Below are 22,757 nucleotides of genomic sequence, written 5' to 3'. Positions count from 1 at the left end.
ATGGCTGATACATAGGAGGACGAATTATGACTTGGAGAAAGAGCTATGAACGCTGGAAACAGACAGAAAATTTAGATCCTGAATTAAAAAAGCTCCTCACTGAATTAGAGGGGAATGATCAGGCTCTTGAAGACTGCTTCTATAAAAACCTTGAATTCGGAACTGGGGGTATGCGCGGAGAAATTGGCGCCGGTACGAATCGGATGAATATTTACACGGTGCGCAAGGCATCAGCGGGATTTGCGGCATACATCTTGCAGCAGGGTGAGGAAGCGAAAAAACGGGGCGTTGTCATTGCGTATGATTCCCGCCATAAGTCACCGGAGTTTGCGATGGAAGCGGCAAAAACACTTGCTACACAAGGCATCCAAACGTACGTATTTGATGAGCTTCGCCCGACGCCGGAGCTGTCATTCGCTGTCAGACAACTGAACGCTTACGGAGGAATTGTCGTGACGGCTAGCCATAACCCGCCTGAATATAATGGGTACAAAGTGTACGGTGATGACGGCGGCCAGCTGCCTCCGCGGGAAGCAGACATCGTCATTGAGCAGGTAAACGCCATCGAAAATGAACTGACAATCACGGTCGATGATGAAGAAGCGTTAAAAGAAAAAGGCTTAATAAAGATCATCGGTGAAGAGATTGATAAGGTCTATACTGAAAAACTGACATCTATTTCCTTTCATCCTGAGTTATCCGGAGAAGTGGATGTGAAAGTGGTTTTCACTCCGCTGCATGGAACCGCAAACAAACCGGTCAGACGCGGGCTCGAAGCCCTAGGCTATCAAAATGTCACGGTCGTGAAGGAACAGGAACGGCCAGATCCGGACTTTTCAACTGTAACATCTCCGAACCCGGAAGAGCATGCTGCATTTGAATACGCTATTAAGCTCGGCGAAGAGCAAAATGCAGATATTCTTATTGCAACAGATCCGGATGCGGACCGCCTTGGCATTGCGGTGAAAAATGATGAAGGCAAATATACAGTGCTGACAGGAAACCAAACCGGCGCGTTGCTGCTTCATTATTTGCTTTCTGAAAAGAAAAAACAAGGAATCCTGCCTGAGAATGGCGTCGTTCTCAAAACAATCGTAACAAGTGAAATCGGCCGCGATGTCGCATCTTCATTCGGACTCGATACGATTGATACACTGACGGGCTTTAAGTTTATCGGTGAAAAGATTAAACAATACGAAGCCTCAGGCCAGTACACTTTCCAATTCGGATATGAAGAAAGCTATGGTTATTTAATCGGAGATTTCGCCCGCGACAAGGATGCCATTCAGGCCGCACTTTTGGCAGTTGAGGTTTGCGCGTTCTATAAGAAACAAGGAACGTCATTATACGAAGCGTTAATGAATATCTTCAAAGAATATGGTTTTTACCGTGAAGGGCTGAAATCACTGACGCTGAAAGGAAAACAGGGAGCGGAGCAGATTGAAGCGATTCTTGCTTCCTTCAGACAAAATCCGCCGCAAACAATGGCCGGTAAACAGGTTGTCTCAGCAGAGGATTACGCTGTAAGCAAACGGATGGTTTTGACGGAAAATAAAGAAGAAGCCATCGACCTGCCAAAATCAAATGTATTGAAATACTTCTTGGAAGACGGATCTTGGTTCTGCCTCCGTCCTTCTGGTACTGAGCCGAAGGTCAAATTTTATTTCGCCGTAAAAGGAACATCCCTACAAGACAGTGAACAGCGTCTTGCCGCACTTTCTGACGATGTCATGAAGACAGTTGACGAAATTGTCGAAGCAACAGCAAAGTAATTCTAAAAAAGCTGGATCACGCAATGTGATCCAGCTTTTTTCTATTTCTCATCCAAAAGTCTGAAAGAAAATCATCCTTCATGTGAAGTAACAATATTCAAAAAACTGGTATAATCTTAGATAATAACCATAGCCGGAGTGAGAGACGTGACCAAACCGAGGGTGGAAAAATTAAGAACACTGAAAACCATTGCCGAGACTTTGAATCAAGGACACGATGTCAAAGCAACGCTGAATGAAGTTTTAAAAGAATTGCTGAGCTTAACGAATCTTCAGTCTGGATGGATCTTTCTCATTGAAGAGGACGGTTCCTATACGTTAGCAGCAGACGCATACCTGCCGCCTGCTTTAAGCCGCAGGGAAAAAGTGCTGATGTGTGAAGGGGAGTGCTATTGCCTGACGAAATTCAATAACGGCGGACTTAGAAAAGCAGCCAATATTATGAACTGTAAACGCATAGAATCAGCTGAAGAGCTGCATTGTTTTGACACAGAAGGGATTACGCATCATGCAACCGTTCCCTTAGAAGATGGAGACAGACGGTTTGGTTTATTAAATGTGGCGGCGGCCGGAAAGACACTTTTTGATGAGGAGGAGCTTCATTTGCTGGAGGCGGTTGCTTTTCAGATCGGAACGGCGATACAGCGGATGAGGCTTGCTGAATACAAACAAAAAAACGCTCTTTTAATGGAGCGGAACCGTCTCGCTCAGGAGCTGCATGATTCAGTCAACCAGATGCTGTTTTCCGTCAGTTTAACAGCAAAAGCGGCAAAGACATTAACACAAGAAGAGACCCTGCAGCAAATGATTGATTTTATTCAAACGTTAACGCAGGACGCGCTGGCTGAAATGAAGTCCTTAATCTGGCAGCTTCGTCCCGGAGGATTGGAAAAAGGGCTGGCTGAAGCCATTAAAAGCTACGGCACTCTGATCGGATTGAATGTCGTCTTTACACAAAAAGGATGTCCGGCCCTTCGTGATGAAGAGGAGCATATGCTGTGGCGTGTCGTGCAGGAAGCCCTCAATAATTGCAAAAAGCATGCCGGGACTGATACAGCGTATGTCAGAATTACTGCTTCTTCGTCCTATGCAGAACTGGATATTATTGATCATGGGGCGGGGTTTCGTTATGAAGCGCACGACGGCCTGCCTTCACTTGGCATCAAAGGAATGAAAGAGCGGGCAGAAAAAGCCGGCGCGGAATTTTTCATTGAGTCAGAGCTTGGAGCTGGCACGAAGCTGTCTGTCAGACTTCCGCTTACCAATTAGAAAGGAAGGACAGTGAGATGAGAATTGTAATAGCGGATGATCACCATGTTGTCCGGAAGGGGCTTCGTTTTTTCTTTGCCACCAAGGACGACATTGAAGTTGTCGGAGAAGCGGCAACCGGAATTGAGGCCCTCCGTGTCATCGAAGAAACAAAGCCTGATCTCGTTCTGATGGATCTGTCGATGCCGGATATGGATGGAATAGCAGCAACAAAAAAAGCAGTACAGCAATTTCCCGGTGTCCATATCGTCGTGCTGACGAGCTACTCTGATCAGGAGCATGTAATCCCTGCGCTTCAGGCAGGAGCGAAGGCGTATCAGCTAAAGGATACGGAGCCGGAGGAATTGGTGAAAACACTGAGACAGGTTGATTCAGGCGAATATATGCTGTCTTCAGCTATTATGCCCCATGTCCTGACACATATGAAAAAACAGAATGAACCGGAAAAAGAAAAATTTTATCAATTAACCCGGCGGGAAAGAGATGTGCTAAACGAAATTGCTTGCGGAAAAAGCAATAAAGAAATCGCAGCATCGTTGTTTATTTCAGAAAAAACAGTAAAAACCCATGTGTCTAATCTTTTAGCAAAGCTTGAGCTGGCGGACCGTACACAAGCAGCGCTTTTTGCAGTGAAATACAACCTGAATGGAGAGACCACAAAGTGAACATATTAGTGATTAGCGGCTCGCCGAGAACACATGGCAGGACAAGAATTGCGGCAGCCTATATTTCATCTGTGTATCAAACGGATTTGATTGATTTGAGCGAATTTATATTGCCGTTATTTAACGGTGAAGCCGAACAGGCCGAGCTTATGCGGGTACAAGAGCTGAAGCAGCGCGTCAGCAAAGCGGATGCGATTGTATTACTATCTCCTGAATATCACAGCGGCATGAGCGGCGCTTTAAAAAATGCACTGGATTTTTTAAGCAGCGAACAATTTAAATATAAGCCAGTAGCTCTTTTGGCAGCAGCAGGCGGCGGAAAAGGCGGAATCAATGCGCTGACAAATATGAGAACCGTGATGCGGGGCTTATATGCCAATGCTATTCCGAGGCAGCTTGTGCTTGATCCGGTAACGATTGATGTGGAAAACGCAACAGTAACGGAACACATGGCGGCCAGCATAAAAGAGCTGATGGAAGAATTGCACATGTTCGCAAATGCAGGAACCCCCGGCGTCTAAACGGGACTGACCCCATAAGATGAGACAAATAAAAAACACCTTCAAGTTTGAAAACGGATAGTTGTTATCCGAAATAAGACTTGGAGGTGTTTTTTGTATGGGAACAAGAATGAGTTATCCGATTGAAGTCAAACAGAAGGCTGTAGAAATGAGATTGGCAGGCGTGCCTATGAAAGAGATCATGCAGGAATTGAATATCAGGAATAAGACGCAGGTTCAGACATGGGTTAGATGGCATAAAGCTGGGGATACACATCGATTTGAACAGCCTGTTGGTAAGCAATACACTTACGGAAAAGGTCCGGAGTATTCTTCCGAATTAGAGAAACTGCAGGCAGAGAACCGTTATCTGAGACAACAAAATGAAGTTTTAAAAAAGTACAACGAATTGGAAAGGAAGTTGATAGCCAAACGTCAGTCGAACTTGTAGAAGTATTGCACGGCACAATGACCGTACAGAATATCTGTGTTCATTTAGGTATCTCACGAGCGTCTTATTATCGTTGGAAGAAGAACCTGATGAAAGATCATCCCAAGTGCCATTTTGAAAAACAAATCGGCACGTTGTGCCGAGAGCACAAGTATCGATATGGATATCGAAAAATTACAGCTATATTAAAAAAGGAAATGCGTATTAACCATAAAACGGTTCAGCGTATCATGCAGAAAAATCAGTGGCAGTGCCGGGTTAAGGTGAAAAAGCGCAAGAAGAATGGGCAGCCATATGCCGTGGTCGATAACATATTGAATCGGAACTTTCAGTCTGATCGTCCTCTTGAAAAACTAGTAACGGACATCACATATTTGCCTTATGGACAGAAACAATTGTACCTTTCCAGTATATTGGATGTATACAATGGAGAAGTGATTGCTTTCACGATTGGAGATAAGCAGGACACAGACTTTGTCTTAAACACACTTGAACAACTGCCAACACTGCCTCAGAACTGCGTGTTACATAGTGACCAAGGATCTGTGTATACATCTTATGAGTATCAGAAAGCTGTTAAAACAAAAGGCATTACCATGAGCATGTCCCGCAAAGGGACGCCCGCTGATAATGCCTCCATCGAATCGTTTCATTCCTCACTAAAGTCTGAAACGTTCTATCTTAACAGCATTAATCGAACCACGACCGCCATCGTAGAACGCACTGTCAAAGAATACATTTATTATTATAACAACATTCGTATTCAAACGAAACTAAACAGCCAATCACCGATAAGCTATCGGCAATTGGCTGTATAAAAGGTGTTTTGATCCCTGTCTCAAAAACGGGGGTCAGTCCCAAACACCGGGGGTTTTTTTATGTGAGAAGCGCTAATTGATCCTCATATGTCAGCTCAGTGGCATGGTCAATATAGCGGAGAAGAGAATACAGCACCTTTTCTAATACAGCATAATCCTGTTCAAAATGGTATGCATGCAAAAAATGCTCAATTCGTTTTGATAACAAATCATCCTCTGTCCGCACCATTAAAATTAATAAATTATCCCATTGGGAACGATGGGTGTAATACAATGCTTTGTCGTAATCAGCATAATCCATATCAATCGCTTCTCCTTTCCTGTGTGAGAAGTTCAGGATTAGTTTATGCCGCATCAGCTGTTATTGACGGGGCAAAACTTGGCGTCTGCGTCAGAACTGGGGTAGCAATATGAGGGAGACATAAAATGAAAATGTCTGAATGAAGCAAGCGGTTTTGGAAAACCTAAGATGAAAATAATCTGGGTACAGGAGACTGAAAACATGAAATCTCTGCCGTATGCCATTGCGCTTCTGTTTTGCGGTTTCATCATCTTATCGATGGCTGCAAAAGGGCATTCAGAAAACATGAACGAGTCTGTTCAAAAGTGGGAACAGCTCGCTTGGAGTAAAATTCAAGATGAATATAAAGGGGCTTCTTTTTCCGATTACGCCTATATGGGGCGGACCGAGGTGAATGACCAGCAGACAAAGGATGTCTTTCGGGTGACCGTCAAACAGAATGATGAAACATTTTCTGTGCGTGCGGAAGTATATTTTCACCCTGTGACAAAACATATGATCAGCATCAATGTGTTTCGTCTTTAATAACAAAACTGTACAGCCGACAAAGGCCATACAGTTTTGTTTTTAGAAATAACGCTTTGCTCCGAGGTAGCGCTGTTTCCAGTATGAGTTGTTCATATTTGAAATGACAACCCCTGAGTCGTTGGCATTAATGAATTCCCCGTTTCCGAGGTAAATCCCGACATGAGAAGGGCCGGCTTTGTATGTCGAAAAGAAGACAAAGTCTCCGACTGCAGGCTGGCTGACAGATTTCATGGTGTTCCAGTAGCCGGCCGCCGTTAATCTGGACACAGATGTCACTTTGTTTAGCGCATAGTAAATGAATCCGCTGCAGTCAAATCCGGCCGGTGTCGTTCCTCCCCAGCGATATGGAACGCCAAGCTGCTCCTTAGCGGCCGCGATCATTTTGTTAATCTTCGCGCTTGTTGAGATCGTGCTGCCTGAAGATCCGGAACTTGAATTTGAAGATGAAGCTTTGCCTGTAATCGTGAGCTTCTGGCCGATTTGTAAGACATCGTTTTTCAAGTTGTTTTTCTCCCGGATCTGCTGGGCTGTCACATTGAATTTTTGAGCAATCACCCATAAGGAATCCCCGCTCTTCACCGTATATGTAGTCGTCGTTGTGCCGGAGCTTGAATTTGACGAAGACGGTGTTGTTGATGTGCCGGAAGTTGATTTGCCGGTCAGCTTCAGCACTTGTCCGACGTACAGAACGTCTGATTTCAGATTGTTGCTGTTTCGGATTTGCTGTACAGTCAGGTTATATTTGTTTGCGATCTTCCAAAGTGAGTCTCCGCTTTTTACGGTGTACTTCGTTGTTGCTGATGTTGATTGATTTGATTTGGATGAATTGTCTTTGGATGACGAATTAGAACCCGCTGATTTTGTTTTTAATACTTGATTCACATAAATGGTATCTGATTTTAAATTGTTCAATACCTTCAATTCAGCGATGGACATATTGACTTTGTTCGCGATTTTCCAAAGCGAATCACCTAGCTGCACTTTGTAAGTGCCAGTCGAAGCTGATGAGCTTGAGCTCGATTTAGAGCTGCTTGAAGTGCCGGAACTGGAATTTGAAGAAACCTTTCCGGATACTTTTAATTTTTGCCCTGCACGAATCATGTCGCTGCTCAATCCGTTTAACTTTTTCAGTTCCTGTACCGACATCTTAAACTCATTGGCAATCAGCCATAGTGAATCGCCGCTTTTCACTGTGTAAACAGAATTTCCGCTCTTCTTTGCTGTTGAGCCTGAAGAAGATGATGAAGTGCCGGAATTGCTGCCTGGGATGGTAAGCGTCTGGCCGATTGACAGGACGGTAGTCGAAAGATGGTTGGCGGATGTGATGGCCGCTACACTTGTGTTGTAGTTTTGCGCCAGCTTCCATAAGGAATCTCCGCTTTTGACTTTAATCGTTGCTGCTTCAGCGGGTGTAATCGCTAGTGTTGTGCTGACAATCGCGGATGCTGTCAGCCCTGCTGCTAATTTCTTTTTCATCTGAGCTCTCCTTTTTCCCCCAATGATTTTGAATATGCTGTTTCTTTTTTATATCGGCAGATTCAACTCATCGTTTTGCCTTTTTTAAAAATCAGTCATATTATCTTAACAGAAAGCAGGAAAAAGGGCATAAAAAAAGAAGGAATCATCAACTATTCCTTCATTTTCAAAAGCTGCATAATTTCCTCTTTGTTTTTGACAAGGTCTCGCAGCGTATATTTGTTTAAAACGGCAAGATAGGCCATAAGCGCTTCATTAAGCACGTGTTTTAAGCCGCACACTGGAGAAATAATGCAGAGATTTCTATTCGCATCAAAACATTCAACAATATTAAAATCGTCTTCTGTTTTTCTGACGACCTCTCCAATATTAATGTCTTCAGGATCCATGCCTAAACGTATGCCGCCTCCACGTCCGCGTATCGTTTCTACATATCCGAGCTGACCGAGCCTGTATATGACTTTCATGAGATGATTTTTTGAAATAGAATACGTTTCGGCGATCTGTTTTATATTTGAAAGTTCTCCGGGACGTTCTGCAGCAAGAAAAATCAAAACTCGTAATGAATAATCTGTATAATTTGTTAACTTCATATTAAGACCTCGGAATAAGACATTTTCTATATCTTATCATAATCTATTATAAAATGAAAAAAAAGGAATTTCCCTAAAAAAGCGTGCACCCTGCTGGGTACACGCTTTTTTTTAATTCATGTCATTGGAAGGATTTTGTTTTGAACGGTTTTTCGTATCAACCTCGGTATTTTGAATTTTGCGTTCGAATTTAGAAAGATAACGTGAAGCAAAATCCTTTCCGCCAAGACCGAATGATAAACCGAATGCAAGTGCGAATCCGCCAAGCACGATGATAAATGCGGAATTAACAATTGTGTCAGCGACTCCGAGCTGATCTAGTGCCATAAAGAAAGCCAGTGCGATGATTGTATACTTTGCAATCGCAGCTAAAGATTTGAACTCCTGACCTTTGATCATGCTGGCCAGTACCTTGCGCACCAATTCTCCGGCGTAAAGGCCGATTCCGAGGATAAATACTGCGACAAGGACATTCGGCAGATACGCGATGATGCCTCCTGCGATCTCAACGAGTAAATGCAGCTGAACAATTTGCAGCGCCTCGGCTGTAAACAGCAGGATCACAATGATTTGCGCAATCATACCGACAACTTGGGAGAGTGACAGCTTTGCGGATGCGCCAGATTCTACGCCCATTTTTCCTAATAAAGAATCAAAGCCTGCACGGCGGAGCAGTCCGGACACCATTGTGTTTACCCATTTTCCGGCCCATATACCGGCTAAAATCAGTACGATGGCGATAATGATATTCGGAAGCATGTTTAAGATGGTATTGAGCATAGAGACGGCTGGCTGAGAAATGCCGGCGACATCAAGACGATCAAGCGCTGAAATGACAACCGGAATTAAAATCAGCACATAAGCAATGGTCCCGATGACAGCTGAAAGGCTTGTATCCTTTAAGTAAATGGATAACCCCATACGAGCAGCGAATCTTTCTGTACCGATGCTTGCTAGGAAATTTGTGATGATGTCACGGACCAGACGGGCGATGAGCCAGCCGATTAAAACGATCAGCGCCGCAGCGAATAATTTCGGCAGAAAAGCGAGTACGCTTTCCATCATATTTGTAAACGGGCCTGAAATTCCGCTGATATTCAGTGAAGATAAGACTCCCGGCAAGAATATGAGCAGCACGAGGTAAAAGACAATTTGTGAAGCGGCGTTAACTGCCTGGTGAATATCTTTCCCTTCAGATACCAAGTTCCATTTGCGCAGTTTTTCGCTCGTGTTCAGCTTCATCCCGATTTTTTTGACAAGAAAGCTTAACACAGAAGCTGCCGCCCAGCCTAACAGCAGAATCAATCCGGCCTTCAGCACGCTCGGAACAGCTGCTGCAATAGCAGAAAGCATGCTGACAAAAGGCGAAGCCACTGTTGTCAGGTGCAAAATGTTAAAGAATAAAATAAAGACGATAATCAAAGCGATAAAATAAACGACCTTGCTTACGATTTTTTCCGATGAATAGCGTGACGGCTTTTTCTCAGCAAAGATCTTGTCGTCGATTTTTGTTTTTCTGAGCCCTTTGTACACCGCTTTTTCAATGATTTTGGCGATAGCCCATCCGATTAATAAGACAAGCAAAGCAATGATGAGGTTTGGCAATTTACTGAGATAAGAAGAAAACATGTCTGCTGCATTCAATTGGTATCGCTCCTTTTTTTCGTAATATGGTCTGTTTTTACCCACTGACACATTTGGCAAACAGGCCAATGTGCAGGGCAAGTTTTTTTCAGGCGGAAATGTGACTTATCATCTTTTATCAGGCGGGCTCATACATTATAGATAAGTCCAAGTAGGGGGGATTCGGTTGAACGCGGAGGAGAAAAAGGGATTACAGCGGGCAATTGAGGAAATTACCGAAGTTGCAAAAGGATTCGGCCTTGATTTCTATCCGATGAGATATGAAATCTGCCCGGCTGAAATTATTTATACATTCGGCGCGTATGGGATGCCGACAAGATTCAGCCACTGGAGCTTCGGGAAACAGTTTCACAAAATGAAACTGCATTATGACCTTGGATTAAGCAAAATTTATGAGCTTGTCATTAACTCAGACCCATGCTACGCCTTTTTGCTGGACAGCAATTCACTGATTCAAAATAAATTGATTGTCGCCCATGTACTCGCCCACTGTGACTTTTTCAAAAACAACTGCCGCTTCCAAAACACGAAGCGTGACATGGTGGAAAGCATGGCGGCAACGGCGGAGCGGATTAAGTATTATGAACGGATTCACGGAATAAAGGAAGTGGAGGCCTTTTTAGACGCGATCCTTTCAATCCAGGAGCATATCGATCCTTCTTTGGTGCGTCCGAAGCTCCAGTGGAGTGTGGATGATGAGGAAGAAGAATTTGAGGAAATGGCTACGCCGTACGATGATCTATGGAATTTAGATGGAAAGAAACCGAGAAAGCAACTGAAAAAATCAAAAAAACCTTTCCCGCCGCGGCCCGAGAAAGATATTCTGCTTTTTATTGAAGAGCATTCAAGGGAACTTGAGCCGTGGCAGCGTGATATTTTGACGATGATGAGAGAAGAAATGCTTTATTTCTGGCCTCAGCTGGAAACGAAAATTATGAATGAAGGATGGGCCTCATACTGGCATCAAAGAATTATCCGGGAGCTTGATTTAACCTCTGATGAAGCGATAGAGTTCGCCAAGCTGAATGCCGGGGTTGTCCAGCCGTCAAAAACGGGAATCAACCCTTATTATTTGGGACTGAAGATTTTTGAAGATATTGAGGAACGGTATAACAATCCGACTGAGGAAATGAAGAAAATGGGCGTCAAGCCGAACTCAGGCCGGGAGAAAATGTTTGAGGTCAGAGAGATTGAATCAGATATCTCATTCATCCGCAATTATTTAACAAAAGATTTAGTGATGCGCGAGGATCTTTACCTGTTCCAAAAGCAGGGCAGAGACTACAAAATCGTCGATAAAGAGTGGGAGGCTGTCCGCGATCAGCTTGTGAGCATGCGGGTAAACGGAGGATTTCCGTATTTGACAGTAAACGAAGGCGATTATCTGAAAAATAACGAGCTCTTAATTAAGCATTGGTATGAGGGCATAGAACTGGATTTGAAATACTTGGAGAAAGTGCTTCCTTATTTATACCAGCTGTGGGGAAGAAGCGTGCATATCGAATCTGTGCTGGAGGATAAGCAAGTGATGTTTTCGTATGACGGAAAAGGGGTTCACCGCAGGTATTTATAAGAAAAAAGGATGCAGTGTTCTGCATCCTTTTTATTTTCCTGTTTTCAAAATGTTAAATATGATTTTTGCCTGGTCGGTATTGTTGATCAGTCCGCTGAATTTCTCTTTTCCGGGGCCGTACGCGTATACCGGTACTTCTTCACCGGTGTGATCGGTACTGGTCCAGCCGCTGTTAGAGCGGGTGTTGAAAATCTTGATGATGGCTTTGTAGGCGCCTTTGCTTTTGTCAGCCTGTGAAGCGGCTTCAATACTTTTCATTTCTTCACGTGTGAAATCCAGATCTGTATAGCGGGCGAGCACATCTTTGACCGGTTTGCCTTCGCTGATTTTTTTGGCCATAAACTCAGGTGTTTTTTTCGCGGCCAAAATCGGCTCCGGATGCCAATTTTTTTCGCCGTTTGCACCAATGGTAAATCCGCCTGTCGTATGATCAGCAGCTGCAATCACAAGCGTATGTTTATCTTTTTTCGCAAATTCAATAGCGGCTTTATAGGCCTGTTCAAAATCCTTAACCTCGCTCATGGCTCCGACAGTATCATTGTCGTGAGCGGCCCAGTCAATTTGGCTGCCTTCAACCATCAAGAAAAACCCTTTTTTATTTTGATTCAGCCGGTCAATTGCTGAAACAGTCATATCTTTCAGGGATGGGGTTTTGCTGTCGCGGTCGAGCGCTTTATCAAGCCCTCCGTCTGCAAAAAGCCCGAGCACCTGCTGATCTTTATTTTTCTTCAGCGCTTGTTTTGTTGTCACATAGCTGTAGCCCGCTTGTTTAAATTCTTTCGTTAAATTTCTGTCCTTGCGGGTAAAGTAGGATTTTCCGCCGCCAAGCAAAACGTCAATTTTTTGTTTGCCTTTTATCTTATCATCCATATAGCTGTTGGCGATTTGGTTCATATTTTTCCGCGATTCATTGTGAGCGCCGTATGCTGCGGGTGTGGCGTGGTTAATTTCAGAAGTTGCGACAAGCCCTGTTGACTTGCCTTGCTGTTTGGCTTCTTCGAGTATTGATTTTACTTTTTTTCCGTTTTTATCGACGCCAATTGCATTGTTATATGTCTTAACGCCTGTCGCCAATGCGGTTCCGGCGGCTGCTGAATCTGTAATATTATAGTCAGGGTCATCCGGGTGCGTCATCATCATGCCTGTCAGGTTCCGGTCAAATTCAGTTAACTTTGGGTTGTTCGGTGTTTCACCGTTATTTTTCATGGAACGGTAGGCGTTTATGTATGATGCTCCCATGCCGTCCCCAATCATCACAATGACATTTCTGATCTCATCTTTGTTTTGTTTTTTGGCGCTTGCTTTTTCGGTCTGCTGCAGCTCTGCACCGGCGAATATACCGGCTGTAAGCACGGAAACAGCTGCGACTGGCAGCAATTTTGATTTCATTTTTTGAAACAGACTCATTTTTTTGCAGGCCTCCTTTAATTTGTTCTGCTTATTACGATAGGGAATGTTTGTTAAGTGCGGCTGTTGATCCTGTAAACATTAGGTAAAGGATTGTGATGAATATAAATTGTCTGTGTCCGTTATCTTGCCTTTCTTTCATCAAAGCATTCATTTTTCCGGAAAAATCTTTACCTCATGGTTTATGCGTGATATGGTTGTTTAAATAAAAAAACTGCGGATGCCCGCAGTTTTTATCGAAACCTATAAGTTCCACATTCTTTCGCTATGTCATAAATCCCCAAAACCTTCTTCAATTATTTCCTAAATGTTGATAAACCGCCCAAAAAACATGACAAAAGCACTCGTTTTTTGTCACCTTTGAAATGAAAATGAAATATTTAATACCCTTAAAAACTTTTTTTGAAAACGAATAATTAAGAAATTTGTCACGTGAAGTCAAGACTATTTCTGTTGGGAATCCATCCTTATAATAGAAAACAAGATGATTAATTAAAAAAAGAGATAATAATAGATATACATATTTAGGGAGGAAAACATGAAAAAGCAAATCATTACAGCTACAACAGCAGTAGTTTTAGGATCGACCTTATTTGCAGGAGCGGCATCTGCACAAAGCGTCAAGGTGAAAAAAGGCGACACGTTATGGGATCTTTCAAAAAAATACGGCACCACAATAAGTAAAATTAAATCAGAAAACAAGCTTCATTCTGATATTATTTACGCAGGACAGACTTTATCTATTAACGGTAAATCGGCAACATCAGGTTCAAAAAGCAGTTCATCTTCTTCTACATACAAAGTAGTGAGCGGCGACAGTCTTTGGAAGATTTCGAAAAAATACGGCATGACGATCAATGAACTGAAAAAACTGAACGGCTTAAAATCAGATCTTCTGCGTATCGGACAAGTTCTGAAAGTGAAGGGCTCAAGCAGTTCAAGCAGCTCCGGCTCATCAAGCGTGTCTACGTCTGCAACTTCTACATACAAAGTAGTAAGCGGCGACAGTCTATCTAAAATCGCGAAAAAATACGGCACAACGGTTAGCAAAATAAAGAGTCTCAACGGCTTAAAATCAGATTTAATCTATGTCGGACAAGTATTGAAGGTGAAAGGAACAAGTTCAAAACCTGTCACTTCCTCTAAGCCTTCATCTAGTTCAAGCAGCAAAGTATCATCTACATCACTTAACGTAAGCAAACTGGTTTCTGATGCAAAAGCGCTAACTGGAACGCCGTACAAATGGGGTGGAACAACAACTTCCGGTTTTGACTGCAGCGGATTCATTTGGTACGTATTAAACAAACAAACAAGTGTGGCAAGAACGAGCACTGCGGGGTACTGGAGTTCCATGAAGAGCATTGCCAGCCCGTCTGTCGGTGATTTCGTATTCTTTACAACATATAAATCCGGCCCTTCTCACATGGGGATTTACATTGGAAACAACAGTTTCGTTCATGCAGGATCTGACGGTGTACAAATCAGCAGCCTGAACAACAGCTACTGGAAGCCTCGCTACCTCGGTGCGAAAAGATTCTAATTTTACGAAGTAACCCGTTCATAGAACGGGTTTTTTTCATTAGACGGAGCATCTTCGTTTTGGTTACATCTAAAAATGAAAATGTGATAAAAAGTCCAAAAACTTTTTTTCCTTCTTATTTTCATAAAGGGCGATCGCATAAGCACCGGCATAAGGCAGCTGCACAGAATGGTAAGGAATTCTGATCATCTGTTTTTCCTCTAATTCGCGCTTTACTGTAGATAAGGGGAGGAATGAAACGCCAAGTCCTTCTTTTATAAACCGTTTCGTTATATGGGTTTGTGTGACTTTCATTGTTCTCACAAATGGAAAAGTCACTCTGACTTGACGGAGTAAGTCGTCCCAGTAGTCAGGATGATTGTGGGTCAAAAGCAGGTATTGCTCAAGCACCTCTTTGGCATCAATTTCTTCGTCTGATGTGAAACGCTGATCAGGAGGCGCAACGAGGACGACAGGGTCCTTATATAAACAGTGGCATGTTAAAGAAGAAGACTGGACTTTTAAACAGCTCAGTCCGATATCCGCCTCGCCGGCTTTAATCAGAGACGAGATTTCTGCCGATTCAAAAATTTTCACTGCAATTTCTGTTTCGGTATTCATTGAAGTGTATCGTTTCATAACAGATGGAAGCACGGTATCGGCAATAAGCGGCGAAACCGCGAGCTGTAAGGTTTGAGAGTAGCCTTGTCGTACTCTGTGGAGCTCTGCCATGCTGTTTTCATAGTCATCAAGCAGCCTCAGTGCGAACGGCAAATAAGCCCTGCCTTCATCGGTTAACTGAATCTGCCTGCCTTTTCGCTCGAACAGCTTGCAGCTGATTTCTTTTTCTAATTGCTTGATATGAACGGTTACAGTGGGCTGAGATAAAAAAAGCGTTTCTGCTGTTTTTCTGAAGTTTTCATATTTCGCTGCGGTCACAAAGGTGTGAAGCCATTTGAAATCCATTTCCATTCTCCCTCTGATTAAGATTTTTAATTAATTCCCTTTAAAATATTCAATATTTTTTAAATATTATATTTACTATAATAACAGAAAAGGATAGGGGGAATACAAATGGTACATTACGGATTAAAGGGAATTACATGTGTGGACACATCAATCAGCCATATTGACGGCGAAAAAGGTCGCCTTATCTACAGAGGGCATCATGCAAAAGACATCGCGCTGCATCACAGCTTTGAAGAAGCCGCTTACTTGATCTTATTTGGAAAACTGCCGGCATCAGATGAATTACAGACATTTGAAAAAAAGCTGATTGCGGAGCGAAACCTGCCTGACCGCATCGGGCGTTTGATTCAGTCGCTGCCAAACAACATGGACGACATGTCGGTACTGAGAACGGTTGTTTCAGCATTAGGGGAAAATACGTACACGTTTTATCCAAAAATAGAAGAAGCGATTCGGCTGATTGCCATCACGCCGTCCATTATCGCTTACAGAAAACGCTGGGTGCGCGGCGAGCAATCCATTGAGCCATCTTCCCAGTACGGACATGTCGAAAACTATTATTATATGCTCACAGGTGAACAGCCTTCAGAAGCAAAAAAGAAAGCGCTTGAAACATATATGATTCTGGCCATGGAGCACGGCATGAACGCATCAACTTTCTCGGCACGGGTCACTTTGTCTACAGAGAGTGATTTGGTATCGGCCATTACCGCGGCGCTTGGCACGATGAAAGGCCCGCTTCATGGAGGGGCTCCATCTGCTGTGACGAAAATGCTTGGAGACATTGGAGAAAAAGCGAATGCTGCAGCGTATTTGACAGCAAAACTTGAAAAAGGAGAACGCCTGATGGGATTTGGGCACCGCGTGTATAAGACGAAAGATCCGCGGGCAGAAGCTTTGAGACAGAAAGCTGAAGAGGTTGCAGGCGATGACCGTGATTTGGATCTGGCGCTGCATGTAGAGGCAGAAGCGATTCGTTTGCTGGACATCTACAAACCGGGCCGCAAGCTGTACACAAACGTTGAATTTTATGCAGCTGCTGTCATGAAGGCGATTGATTTTGATGATGAATTGTTTACACCGACGTTTTCCGCAAGCCGAATGGTAGGCTGGTGCGCACACGTGCTGGAACAAGCAGAAAACAACATGATTTTCCGCCCGTCAGCTAAATATACAGGGGCTATTCCTGAAGAAGTACTTTTATAAACATATTTTGCGGTTTATTCGCTGCTGTGATGTGGTAAACGATCAGTATTATCATGTCTAGGAGTGATCAATATGAACCCAATGGACAGACAAACAGAAGGACAAGAACCGCAGCGGCAGGACCGGCAGCCGGGTATTGAGTCCGAAATGAATCCTCTTCCTTTATCAGAGGACCATGATTATAAAGGAAGCGGAAAACTGAAAGGAAAAGTCGCGATCATTACAGGAGGCGACAGCGGAATCGGGAGAGCGGCAGCAATCGCGTACGCAAAAGAAGGGGCGGACGTCTCCATTCTTTATCTGGACGAACATTCTGACGCGGAGGAAACGCGAAAACAGATTGAACAGGAAAACGTCCGCTGCCTGCTGATTCCGGGTGACGTCGGAGATGAGAAGCATTGTGAACAGGCTGTACAGCAAACCGTAGACCATTTTGGGAAGCTGGATATTTTGGTTAACAACGCAGCTGAACAGCACCCGCAGGACAGTATTCTTGATATTTCAACAGAACAGCTTGAAAAAACCTTCCGCACGAACATTTTTTCAATGTTTCATATGACAAAGAAAGCTTTGCCTCATTTGAAAGAAGGGAGCGCAATCATTAATACGACCTCGATTACCGCTTATGAGGGGGATACCGCATTAATTGATTATTCCAGTACAAAGGGGGCAATTGTCTCCTTTACACGATCAATGAGCAAATCTCTTGCGGACAAAGGCATCAGAGTGAATGCGGTGGCGCCCGGTCCGATTTGGACACCGCTGATTCCGGCGACATTCCCGGAAGAAAAAGTGAAACAGCATGGACTTGATACACCGATGGGCAGACCGGGACAGCCGGTTGAGCATGCGGGGGCGTACGTCTTGCTCGCATCTGACGAATCTTCCTATATGACGGGACAGACGATTCATGTAAATGGCGGCCGTTTTATTTCAACATAATGTACAAAAAACCAGCAGATTTGCTGGTTTTTTTGTGCATGAAAATATGTTACCGCAGAAATTTGTCGAATTTTTTAAAAATTTAGTTTTCATTTTCAGATTTTTATATATAATATTGAGTAGGAGAAAGGAATGATTCATCACCAGTACAAATATAGTAGAAAAAAAGAAAAACGGCCATTACCGCTCATGAATTCAGAAAATTCAAATAAAATATAAAGAAAACATCAGCTAGGAGTTGAAGGGGAATGAAAGGAAGCGTATTTAGGAAGAAAAGCATACAAGATTTAATCGCTGCAACAAATGGAGAAAAATCCTTAAAAAGAGAATTAGGGGCGTTTGACTTAACATTGCTTGGGATTGGGGCCATTATTGGTACTGGGATTTTTGTACTGACGGGGACAGGGGCGGTAACTGCCGGACCCGGACTGACCATTTCATTTGTTGTCGCAGCGCTGGCTTGTTTATTCGCTGCATTGTCTTATGCTGAATTTGCTTCAAGTGTGCCTGTCTCAGGTTCCGTGTACACATTTACTTATGCTACAATGGGAGAACTTTTGGCCTTTATTATCGGGTGGGATTTAATTTTAGAGTATATGCTGGCGGTAAGTGCCGTTTCAGTCGGGTGGTCCGGGTATTTTCAATCATTTTTGTCCGGGCTTGGCATTCATCTTCCGGTTGCCTTAACGGCTGCTCCGGGGGCTGTAAAAGGAACATTTACCATTTTTAATCTGCCTGCGTTTGTCATTGTTCTTGCGATTACGTATTTGCTTTATTTAGGCATCAGAGAATCTAAAAGAGTCAACAACATTATGGTGATTTTAAAAGTGCTGGTCGTTCTCTTATTTATTGCGGTGGCAGCTGTTTACGTGAAGCCGGATAACTGGCAGCCGTTTATGCCAATGGGCTTTGGCGGCGTTTTCAGCGCAGCGGCGCTCGTTTTCTTTGCTTTTATCGGATTTGACGCTGTATCCTCTGCTGCGGAAGAGACGAAAAACCCTGGGAAGGATCTGCCGAAAGGAATTATTTTCTCATTATTGGCTTGTACGATTTTATATGTTACTGTATCAGCCATCATGACAGGGGTTGTTCCGTTTGCCCAGTTTGCAGGCGTCGATCATCCGGTTTCTCTCGTTCTTCAAAGCGCGGGGCAAAACTGGGTGGCAGGCATTATCGATATCGGCGCGGTTTTGGGAATGACAACGGTTATGCTTGTGATGCTTTATGGACAGACACGCGTTATGTTTGCTATGTCTCGTGACGGCCTGGTTCCGGGCTCGCTTTCTAAGGTTCATCCGAAGCATAAAACACCTTATGTAGCGACTTGGTTTTTCGGCATTATGTCGGCGCTTCTCGGTTCACTTGTTCCGCTTGATGAGCTTGCCAAGCTGGTAAACATCGGAACGCTGTCAGCGTTTGTGCTGATTTCTGTGGCGGTTATCGTATTGAGAAAGAAACAGCCTGATCTCCCGAGAGCTTTTAAATGCCCAGGGGTTCCGGTTATCCCGGGCTTAGCAATTCTTTTCTGCCTGTTCTTAATTTTTAATCTTGGATGGGTGACGATTGTCCGCTTCCTTGTGTGGCTGTTAATTGGCATGGCGATCTATTTCTTATATTCAAGAAAGCATTCAAAATTAAATCAATAACTCTCAAAGAAGAGAGCGGCTTACACTGGCCGCTCTCTTTTCTATTCTCATCAAATGAATATATAGAAATAAGCATAAAAATAAGAGATAATATAGGCTGGAAAGGAAGTGACATCATTGTCTGAGCAAAAACCAGTCCAATGGGCTTCAAAAATCGGTTTCGTCATGGCTGCCGCTGGATCAGCTATCGGCTTAGGCGCGATTTGGAAGTTCCCTTATGTAGCGGGGACGAATGGAGGAGGCGCCTTTTTCCTTATTTTTGTGCTATTTACCATTCTCTTGGGCTATCCGCTTTTAGTGGGAGAATTTATCTTTGGAAGACGGAACCAAACGAATGCCATTGATGCATATAAAAAAGAAGCGCCGCGAACAGCTTGGTTTCTCACAGGATGGGTCGGCGTAGCGGCTTGTTTCTTAGTTTTATCGTTTTACAGTGTTATCGGAGGATGGATTTTACTATATATAGTGAAAACAGCATCAGGTTCACTGTCAGGACTCACCCAGGAACAGTACGGTGCACTTTTTGGTTCTGTTATTCAAAATCCCGTGCAGACGCTCGCGGCTCAGCTTATCTTTATGGTGCTGACTGTGCTGGTTGTCGCCAGAGGGGTTCAAAAAGGGATTGAACGGGTAAGCGCGGTGATGATGCCGATTTTGTTTATATTGTTTGTCCTGCTTGTTCTTCGGTCGCTCACGCTGGATCATGCGATTGAAGGCGTGAAATTTTTGCTTGTGCCTCATTTCGGCGATTTGACGCCGGAGTCTGTTTTATTTGCGCTGGGACAGGCTTTCTTTACGTTAACACTGGGGGTTTCGGTCATGGTGACTTACAGCTCCTATCTGCCGAAAACGCAAAATATCCCGCGGTCTGCAGCCTCCATTGTCGTCATGAATATCATTGTGACACTTTTGGCAGGCCTGGCTATTTTTCCTGCGGTTTTCTCCTTCGGATTGGAGCCGAATGAAGGTCCGACTTTGCTGTTTACAGTGCTTCCGGCCGTTTTTGAACAGCTTCCGTTCGGCATCCTGTTTTTCATCGGCTTTCTTGTCGCATTTTTATTTGCCGCACTGACCTCTGCCTTTTCAATGGTGGAAATGATTGTAGCCATTATCGGCAAAGGCGATGAAACGAAGAGGAAAAAACTGTCATGGACAAGCGGGTTTTTAATCTTCTTAGTCGGTATCCCATCTTGCTTATCTTATGGCATGCTGAGCGATGTGCGCATATTTGATAAGACGTTTTTTGACGTTGTCGATTTTACTGTCAGCAATGTTCTGCTGCCATTAGGCGCCCTGTTAATTTCTATTTTTATTCCGCTGAAAATATCGAAACAGGAGCTGTGGGCAGAAATGAGACAAGGATCGCATCCCGGAAAAGCATTCTTTTATGTATGGTTTTATTTGCTCCGTTTCGTTGTGCCGCTGGCTATTATTATTGTGTTCTTAAATTTAATCGGGATTATATCCTTTTAGAAAAACAGGCTCCGTTGGGGGCCTGTTTTTTTGTTTTTTATGATTTCATCAGCGGCTCCCATGCGGTTTTCAGCTTTTTGATACCGAGCCGGATGTCCTCTTCAGAAAGCCCTCCATAACCGATTAAGACAGAAACAAACGGCGGCTGGCTTTTGTACGATGGAGATACCGGATAGACATTCACTCTGTTTTTGGCAGCGGCTTTTATTGCTTTATCCTCACTGGCTGAAAACATAAGCCGGAGCAGGATGTGAAGCCCCGAGTTTTTTCCGAGAACCTCCACACTGTCTCCCAGTTCAGTTCGAATCGCTTCCAGCAGAACAGCATGTTTTTTTCGATACAAGGATCTCATCCTGTTCAAATGCTTTTGCCATTCGCCGTTTTCAATGAAATCTGCCAATGCCAATTGATTATGAGAAGAGACGGTCTGTTTCATCAAAAGCGCATTTTTTCTTACGGGTTCAATAAGTGCAGCAGGAAGAATCATATAGCTGATCCGCAAGGAAGGGAGCAATGATTTTGAAAAAGTGCCGAGATAAATGACCCTGCCATTCGGGTCAAGGCCTTGCAGAGATGGAATGGGCTGCCCGCTGTAGCGAAATTCTCCATCATAATCATCCTCAATAATAAATGAGTTTGCCTCTTTTGCCCAAGATAACAGTTCCTGTCTTCGGGCGATCGTCATTATGCTCCCGAGCGGGAATTGATGCGAGGGAGTCGTATAGACAAGATGCGGGCTCTCGTGTGTAAGGATAGCCGGCAGGACTCCTTCTTCATCAGTGCAAATGGGAATCACGTTCATGTGATTGGCCTCAAACATTCGTCTTGAACGGTGAAATCCCGGTTCTTCAAAACCGATTTTTGTTCCCGGCTGAAGCGTAAGGCAAAGAATTTGCAGAAGGACAGTAGTGCCTGCTCCGATAATAATCTGGCTGGGGTCACAATTGACACCGCGTGACAGTCTGACAAATCGGGCTATCATTTCTCTGAGTGCAGGTTCTCCTTGAGGATCGCCTGAGGTGTGAAATTGTTCAGAATACAGATCGAGACTTTTCACTATGCTTTTTCGCCAAGCGTTAAAGGGAAAGTGGACCGGATCGACATTTCCTTGATGAAAGTTAATAACAGGTTCTATTTCTTTATGAGTGACCGATTGAGGAGGCGGTTGATATGATACTGGAGCAGCCGGAAACTCAGGTTCAATTTCTGCCGCAAACCAGCCGATTTTAGGCTTATTTTTGACATATCCTTCAGCGGTTAATTGCTCGTAGGCGCGTTCTACCGTTGCCGTGCTGACACCGAGCAAGCCGGAGAGCCTGCGTTTTGACGGAAGCCTCATTCCCTTGGTGATTCTGGCATGTGTCATTTCTTGTTTGAAATAGGTGTAAAGCTGTTCATACAGCGGTGTTTTGCTTGTTTTGTCCAGAAACGGCGTGATATCCATTTTATCTCTCCTTTGCATCTGGCATGGTCATTTTTTCAGGTTTTGGCTATTTGGTGAATGCCATAAATCGGATATCATCATTGTAACGAATGGAGAGGGGATTGATAAGATGCTTCATATCAAACAATTAACGACTAGAGAAGAATGGATGGAAGCATATCCGGTGATGCACGAATTAAGAACAGAGCTGGATGAAAAGACGTATTTACATAGGCTGGAACGCTGTGTCCAAAAAGAGTCGTATATGCTGTTTGCCTTATATGAGGATAAAGCGATTAGGGCGCTGTGCGGCGCACTGCCAAGGGTCTCGCTTCATAAAGGAGAGTACGTATGGATAGCGGATCTTGTCACAAGCGGGTCTCATAGAACTAAAGGGTACGGCAAACTTCTTTTGGATTATGCGGCAAACTGGGCGAAAGATGCGGGCTATCCTCTTGTCAGTCTTTCATCAGGCCTTCAGCGCAAAGACGCCCACAGATTTTATACGGATAAAATGGGATTTGCGATTGAAAGTTATTTATTCAGAAAACAGCTGTAATAAAAAAGACGCCGTTTCAGGCG

Annotated in this window: 20 protein-coding genes; 13 read left to right on the top strand and 7 right to left on the bottom strand. The window is 43.8% G+C overall.

The genetic code is table 11. From position 1 onward, the window contains the following. Positions 1 to 26 precede the first annotated feature (26 nt). The 5 genes from DIC78_RS04975 to DIC78_RS04955 all read left to right on the top strand — a co-directional run bounded on the left by DIC78_RS04975 (position 27) and on the right by DIC78_RS04955 (position 5,475). On the top strand, positions 27 to 1,772 hold the full coding sequence (locus DIC78_RS04975; protein WP_127695606.1) for a phospho-sugar mutase: 1,746 nt from the start codon (positions 27 to 29) through the stop codon (positions 1,770 to 1,772). A gap of 147 nt (positions 1,773 to 1,919) precedes the next feature. Further along, a complete protein-coding gene (locus tag DIC78_RS04970) occupies positions 1,920 to 3,041 on the top strand; it encodes a GAF domain-containing sensor histidine kinase (RefSeq protein WP_106022493.1) in 1,122 nt (373 codons plus the stop codon). Between the two features lie 17 nt (positions 3,042 to 3,058). Continuing rightward, on the top strand, positions 3,059 to 3,706 hold the full coding sequence (locus DIC78_RS04965; RefSeq protein WP_127695604.1) for a response regulator: 648 nt from the start codon (positions 3,059 to 3,061) through the stop codon (positions 3,704 to 3,706). Further along, positions 3,703 to 4,227 (top strand): NADPH-dependent FMN reductase, encoded by a 525-nt coding sequence (locus tag DIC78_RS04960; RefSeq protein ID WP_127695602.1) that lies wholly within the window; start codon positions 3,703 to 3,705, stop codon positions 4,225 to 4,227. The genes DIC78_RS04965 and DIC78_RS04960 overlap by 4 nt, the downstream gene beginning before the upstream one ends. Before the next feature lie 97 nt (positions 4,228 to 4,324). Continuing rightward, positions 4,325 to 5,475, top strand: a protein-coding gene (locus DIC78_RS04955) for an IS3 family transposase (RefSeq protein WP_127695600.1) whose coding sequence is annotated in 2 segments (ribosomal slippage) — positions 4,325 to 4,598 and positions 4,598 to 5,475 — 1,152 coding nt in all. Because the reading frame shifts where the segments join, the coding sequence is not laid out codon by codon here. Positions 5,476 to 5,533: 58 nt separating this feature from the next. Here DIC78_RS04955 and DIC78_RS04950 read toward each other — a convergent pair. After that, on the bottom strand, positions 5,534 to 5,776 hold the full coding sequence (locus tag DIC78_RS04950; protein WP_024120719.1) for a YhdB family protein: 243 nt from the start codon (positions 5,774 to 5,776) through the stop codon (positions 5,534 to 5,536). 201 nt (positions 5,777 to 5,977) lie between these two features. On the opposite strand from DIC78_RS04950, the gene DIC78_RS04945 reads away from it, so the two are divergent. Continuing rightward, complete coding sequence (locus DIC78_RS04945; protein ID WP_024120720.1) at positions 5,978 to 6,301, top strand: YqzG/YhdC family protein; 324 nt, start codon at positions 5,978 to 5,980, stop codon at positions 6,299 to 6,301. 42 nt (positions 6,302 to 6,343) lie between these two features. Here the strand turns inward: DIC78_RS04945 and lytF are convergent, their stop codons facing one another. The 3 genes from lytF to DIC78_RS04930 all read right to left on the bottom strand — a co-directional run bounded on the left by lytF (position 6,344) and on the right by DIC78_RS04930 (position 10,017). After that, complete coding sequence (gene lytF, locus DIC78_RS04940; RefSeq protein ID WP_101860902.1) at positions 6,344 to 7,780, bottom strand: peptidoglycan endopeptidase LytF; 1,437 nt, start codon at positions 7,778 to 7,780, stop codon at positions 6,344 to 6,346. A gap of 152 nt (positions 7,781 to 7,932) precedes the next feature. Continuing rightward, positions 7,933 to 8,373 carry a nitric oxide-sensing transcriptional repressor NsrR gene (gene nsrR / locus DIC78_RS04935; protein WP_010333538.1) on the bottom strand — a complete coding sequence of 147 codons (441 nt, stop codon included), beginning with the start codon at positions 8,371 to 8,373 and terminating at the stop codon, positions 7,933 to 7,935. Positions 8,374 to 8,484: 111 nt separating this feature from the next. Next, a complete protein-coding gene (locus DIC78_RS04930) occupies positions 8,485 to 10,017 on the bottom strand; it encodes a mechanosensitive ion channel (protein ID WP_127695598.1) in 1,533 nt (510 codons plus the stop codon). 166 nt (positions 10,018 to 10,183) lie between these two features. On the opposite strand from DIC78_RS04930, the gene spoVR reads away from it, so the two are divergent. Further along, positions 10,184 to 11,590 carry a stage V sporulation protein SpoVR gene (spoVR, locus tag DIC78_RS04925; protein ID WP_024120723.1) on the top strand — a complete coding sequence of 469 codons (1,407 nt, stop codon included), beginning with the start codon at positions 10,184 to 10,186 and terminating at the stop codon, positions 11,588 to 11,590. 30 nt (positions 11,591 to 11,620) lie between these two features. Here spoVR and DIC78_RS04920 read toward each other — a convergent pair whose 3' ends face one another. After that, positions 11,621 to 12,997 (bottom strand): alkaline phosphatase PhoA, encoded by a 1,377-nt coding sequence (locus DIC78_RS04920; protein WP_127695596.1) that lies wholly within the window; start codon positions 12,995 to 12,997, stop codon positions 11,621 to 11,623. 538 nt (positions 12,998 to 13,535) lie between these two features. Between DIC78_RS04920 and lytE the strand changes: the two genes are divergently transcribed. Continuing rightward, entirely contained in the window at positions 13,536 to 14,537 is a 1,002-nt protein-coding gene (lytE, locus tag DIC78_RS04915; protein WP_127695594.1) for a peptidoglycan endopeptidase LytE, read from the top strand. Between the two features lie 69 nt (positions 14,538 to 14,606). Here lytE and citR read toward each other — a convergent pair whose 3' ends face one another. Beyond that, complete coding sequence (gene citR, locus DIC78_RS04910) at positions 14,607 to 15,482, bottom strand: transcriptional regulator CitR (protein ID WP_024120726.1); 876 nt, start codon at positions 15,480 to 15,482, stop codon at positions 14,607 to 14,609. A 108-nt stretch (positions 15,483 to 15,590) separates the two neighbouring features. Here citR and citA point away from each other — a divergent pair, with 108 nt between their 5' ends. The 4 genes from citA (at position 15,591) to DIC78_RS04890 (ending at position 20,752) form a co-directional block, all read left to right on the top strand. Then, a complete protein-coding gene (citA, locus tag DIC78_RS04905) occupies positions 15,591 to 16,691 on the top strand; it encodes a citrate synthase CitA (protein ID WP_127695592.1) in 1,101 nt (366 codons plus the stop codon). 72 nt (positions 16,692 to 16,763) lie between these two features. Further along, positions 16,764 to 17,633 carry an SDR family oxidoreductase gene (locus DIC78_RS04900; protein ID WP_127695590.1) on the top strand — a complete coding sequence of 290 codons (870 nt, stop codon included), beginning with the start codon at positions 16,764 to 16,766 and terminating at the stop codon, positions 17,631 to 17,633. A 248-nt stretch (positions 17,634 to 17,881) separates the two neighbouring features. Next, positions 17,882 to 19,279 (top strand): branched-chain amino acid transporter BcaP, encoded by a 1,398-nt coding sequence (bcaP, locus tag DIC78_RS04895; protein WP_101860899.1) that lies wholly within the window; start codon positions 17,882 to 17,884, stop codon positions 19,277 to 19,279. Positions 19,280 to 19,396: 117 nt separating this feature from the next. After that, entirely contained in the window at positions 19,397 to 20,752 is a 1,356-nt protein-coding gene (locus tag DIC78_RS04890; protein WP_106021550.1) for a sodium-dependent transporter, read from the top strand. A gap of 37 nt (positions 20,753 to 20,789) precedes the next feature. On the opposite strand, the gene pdxR is transcribed toward DIC78_RS04890, so the two are convergent. Continuing rightward, positions 20,790 to 22,196 (bottom strand): MocR-like pyridoxine biosynthesis transcription factor PdxR, encoded by a 1,407-nt coding sequence (pdxR, locus tag DIC78_RS04885; protein ID WP_127695588.1) that lies wholly within the window; start codon positions 22,194 to 22,196, stop codon positions 20,790 to 20,792. A 109-nt stretch (positions 22,197 to 22,305) separates the two neighbouring features. On the opposite strand from pdxR, the gene DIC78_RS04880 reads away from it, so the two are divergent. Further along, positions 22,306 to 22,734 carry a GNAT family N-acetyltransferase gene (locus DIC78_RS04880; RefSeq protein WP_127695586.1) on the top strand — a complete coding sequence of 143 codons (429 nt, stop codon included), beginning with the start codon at positions 22,306 to 22,308 and terminating at the stop codon, positions 22,732 to 22,734. Positions 22,735 to 22,757: the final 23 nt, after the last annotated feature.

It is taken from the genome of Bacillus halotolerans, assembly GCF_004006435.1.
GTDB lineage: Bacteria > Bacillota > Bacilli > Bacillales > Bacillaceae > Bacillus > Bacillus halotolerans.
Note: the sequence above shows the minus strand (reverse complement) of the source record. Positions and strands in the feature narration are given on the sequence as shown.

Excerpts from the sequence above, each read along its gene's own strand:
- DIC78_RS04975 (WP_127695606.1), top strand. The coding sequence starts at position 27 with ATGACTTGGAGAAAGAGCTATGAACGCTGGAAACAGACAGAAAATTTA.
- DIC78_RS04965 (WP_127695604.1), top strand. The coding sequence starts at position 3,059 with ATGAGAATTGTAATAGCGGATGATCACCATGTTGTCCGGAAGGGGCTT.
- DIC78_RS04950 (WP_024120719.1), bottom strand. The coding sequence starts at position 5,776 with ATGGATTATGCTGATTACGACAAAGCATTGTATTACACCCATCGTTCC.
- DIC78_RS04945 (WP_024120720.1), top strand. The coding sequence starts at position 5,978 with ATGAAATCTCTGCCGTATGCCATTGCGCTTCTGTTTTGCGGTTTCATC.
- lytF (WP_101860902.1), bottom strand. The coding sequence starts at position 7,780 with ATGAAAAAGAAATTAGCAGCAGGGCTGACAGCATCCGCGATTGTCAGC.
- nsrR (WP_010333538.1), bottom strand. The coding sequence starts at position 8,373 with ATGAAGTTAACAAATTATACAGATTATTCATTACGAGTTTTGATTTTT.
- DIC78_RS04920 (WP_127695596.1), bottom strand. The coding sequence starts at position 12,997 with ATGAGTCTGTTTCAAAAAATGAAATCAAAATTGCTGCCAGTCGCAGCT.
- lytE (WP_127695594.1), top strand. The coding sequence starts at position 13,536 with ATGAAAAAGCAAATCATTACAGCTACAACAGCAGTAGTTTTAGGATCG.
- citR (WP_024120726.1), bottom strand. The coding sequence starts at position 15,482 with ATGGATTTCAAATGGCTTCACACCTTTGTGACCGCAGCGAAATATGAA.
- citA (WP_127695592.1), top strand. The coding sequence starts at position 15,591 with ATGGTACATTACGGATTAAAGGGAATTACATGTGTGGACACATCAATC.
- DIC78_RS04900 (WP_127695590.1), top strand. The coding sequence starts at position 16,764 with ATGAACCCAATGGACAGACAAACAGAAGGACAAGAACCGCAGCGGCAG.
- bcaP (WP_101860899.1), top strand. The coding sequence starts at position 17,882 with ATGAAAGGAAGCGTATTTAGGAAGAAAAGCATACAAGATTTAATCGCT.
- pdxR (WP_127695588.1), bottom strand. The coding sequence starts at position 22,196 with ATGGATATCACGCCGTTTCTGGACAAAACAAGCAAAACACCGCTGTAT.
- DIC78_RS04880 (WP_127695586.1), top strand. The coding sequence starts at position 22,306 with ATGCTTCATATCAAACAATTAACGACTAGAGAAGAATGGATGGAAGCA.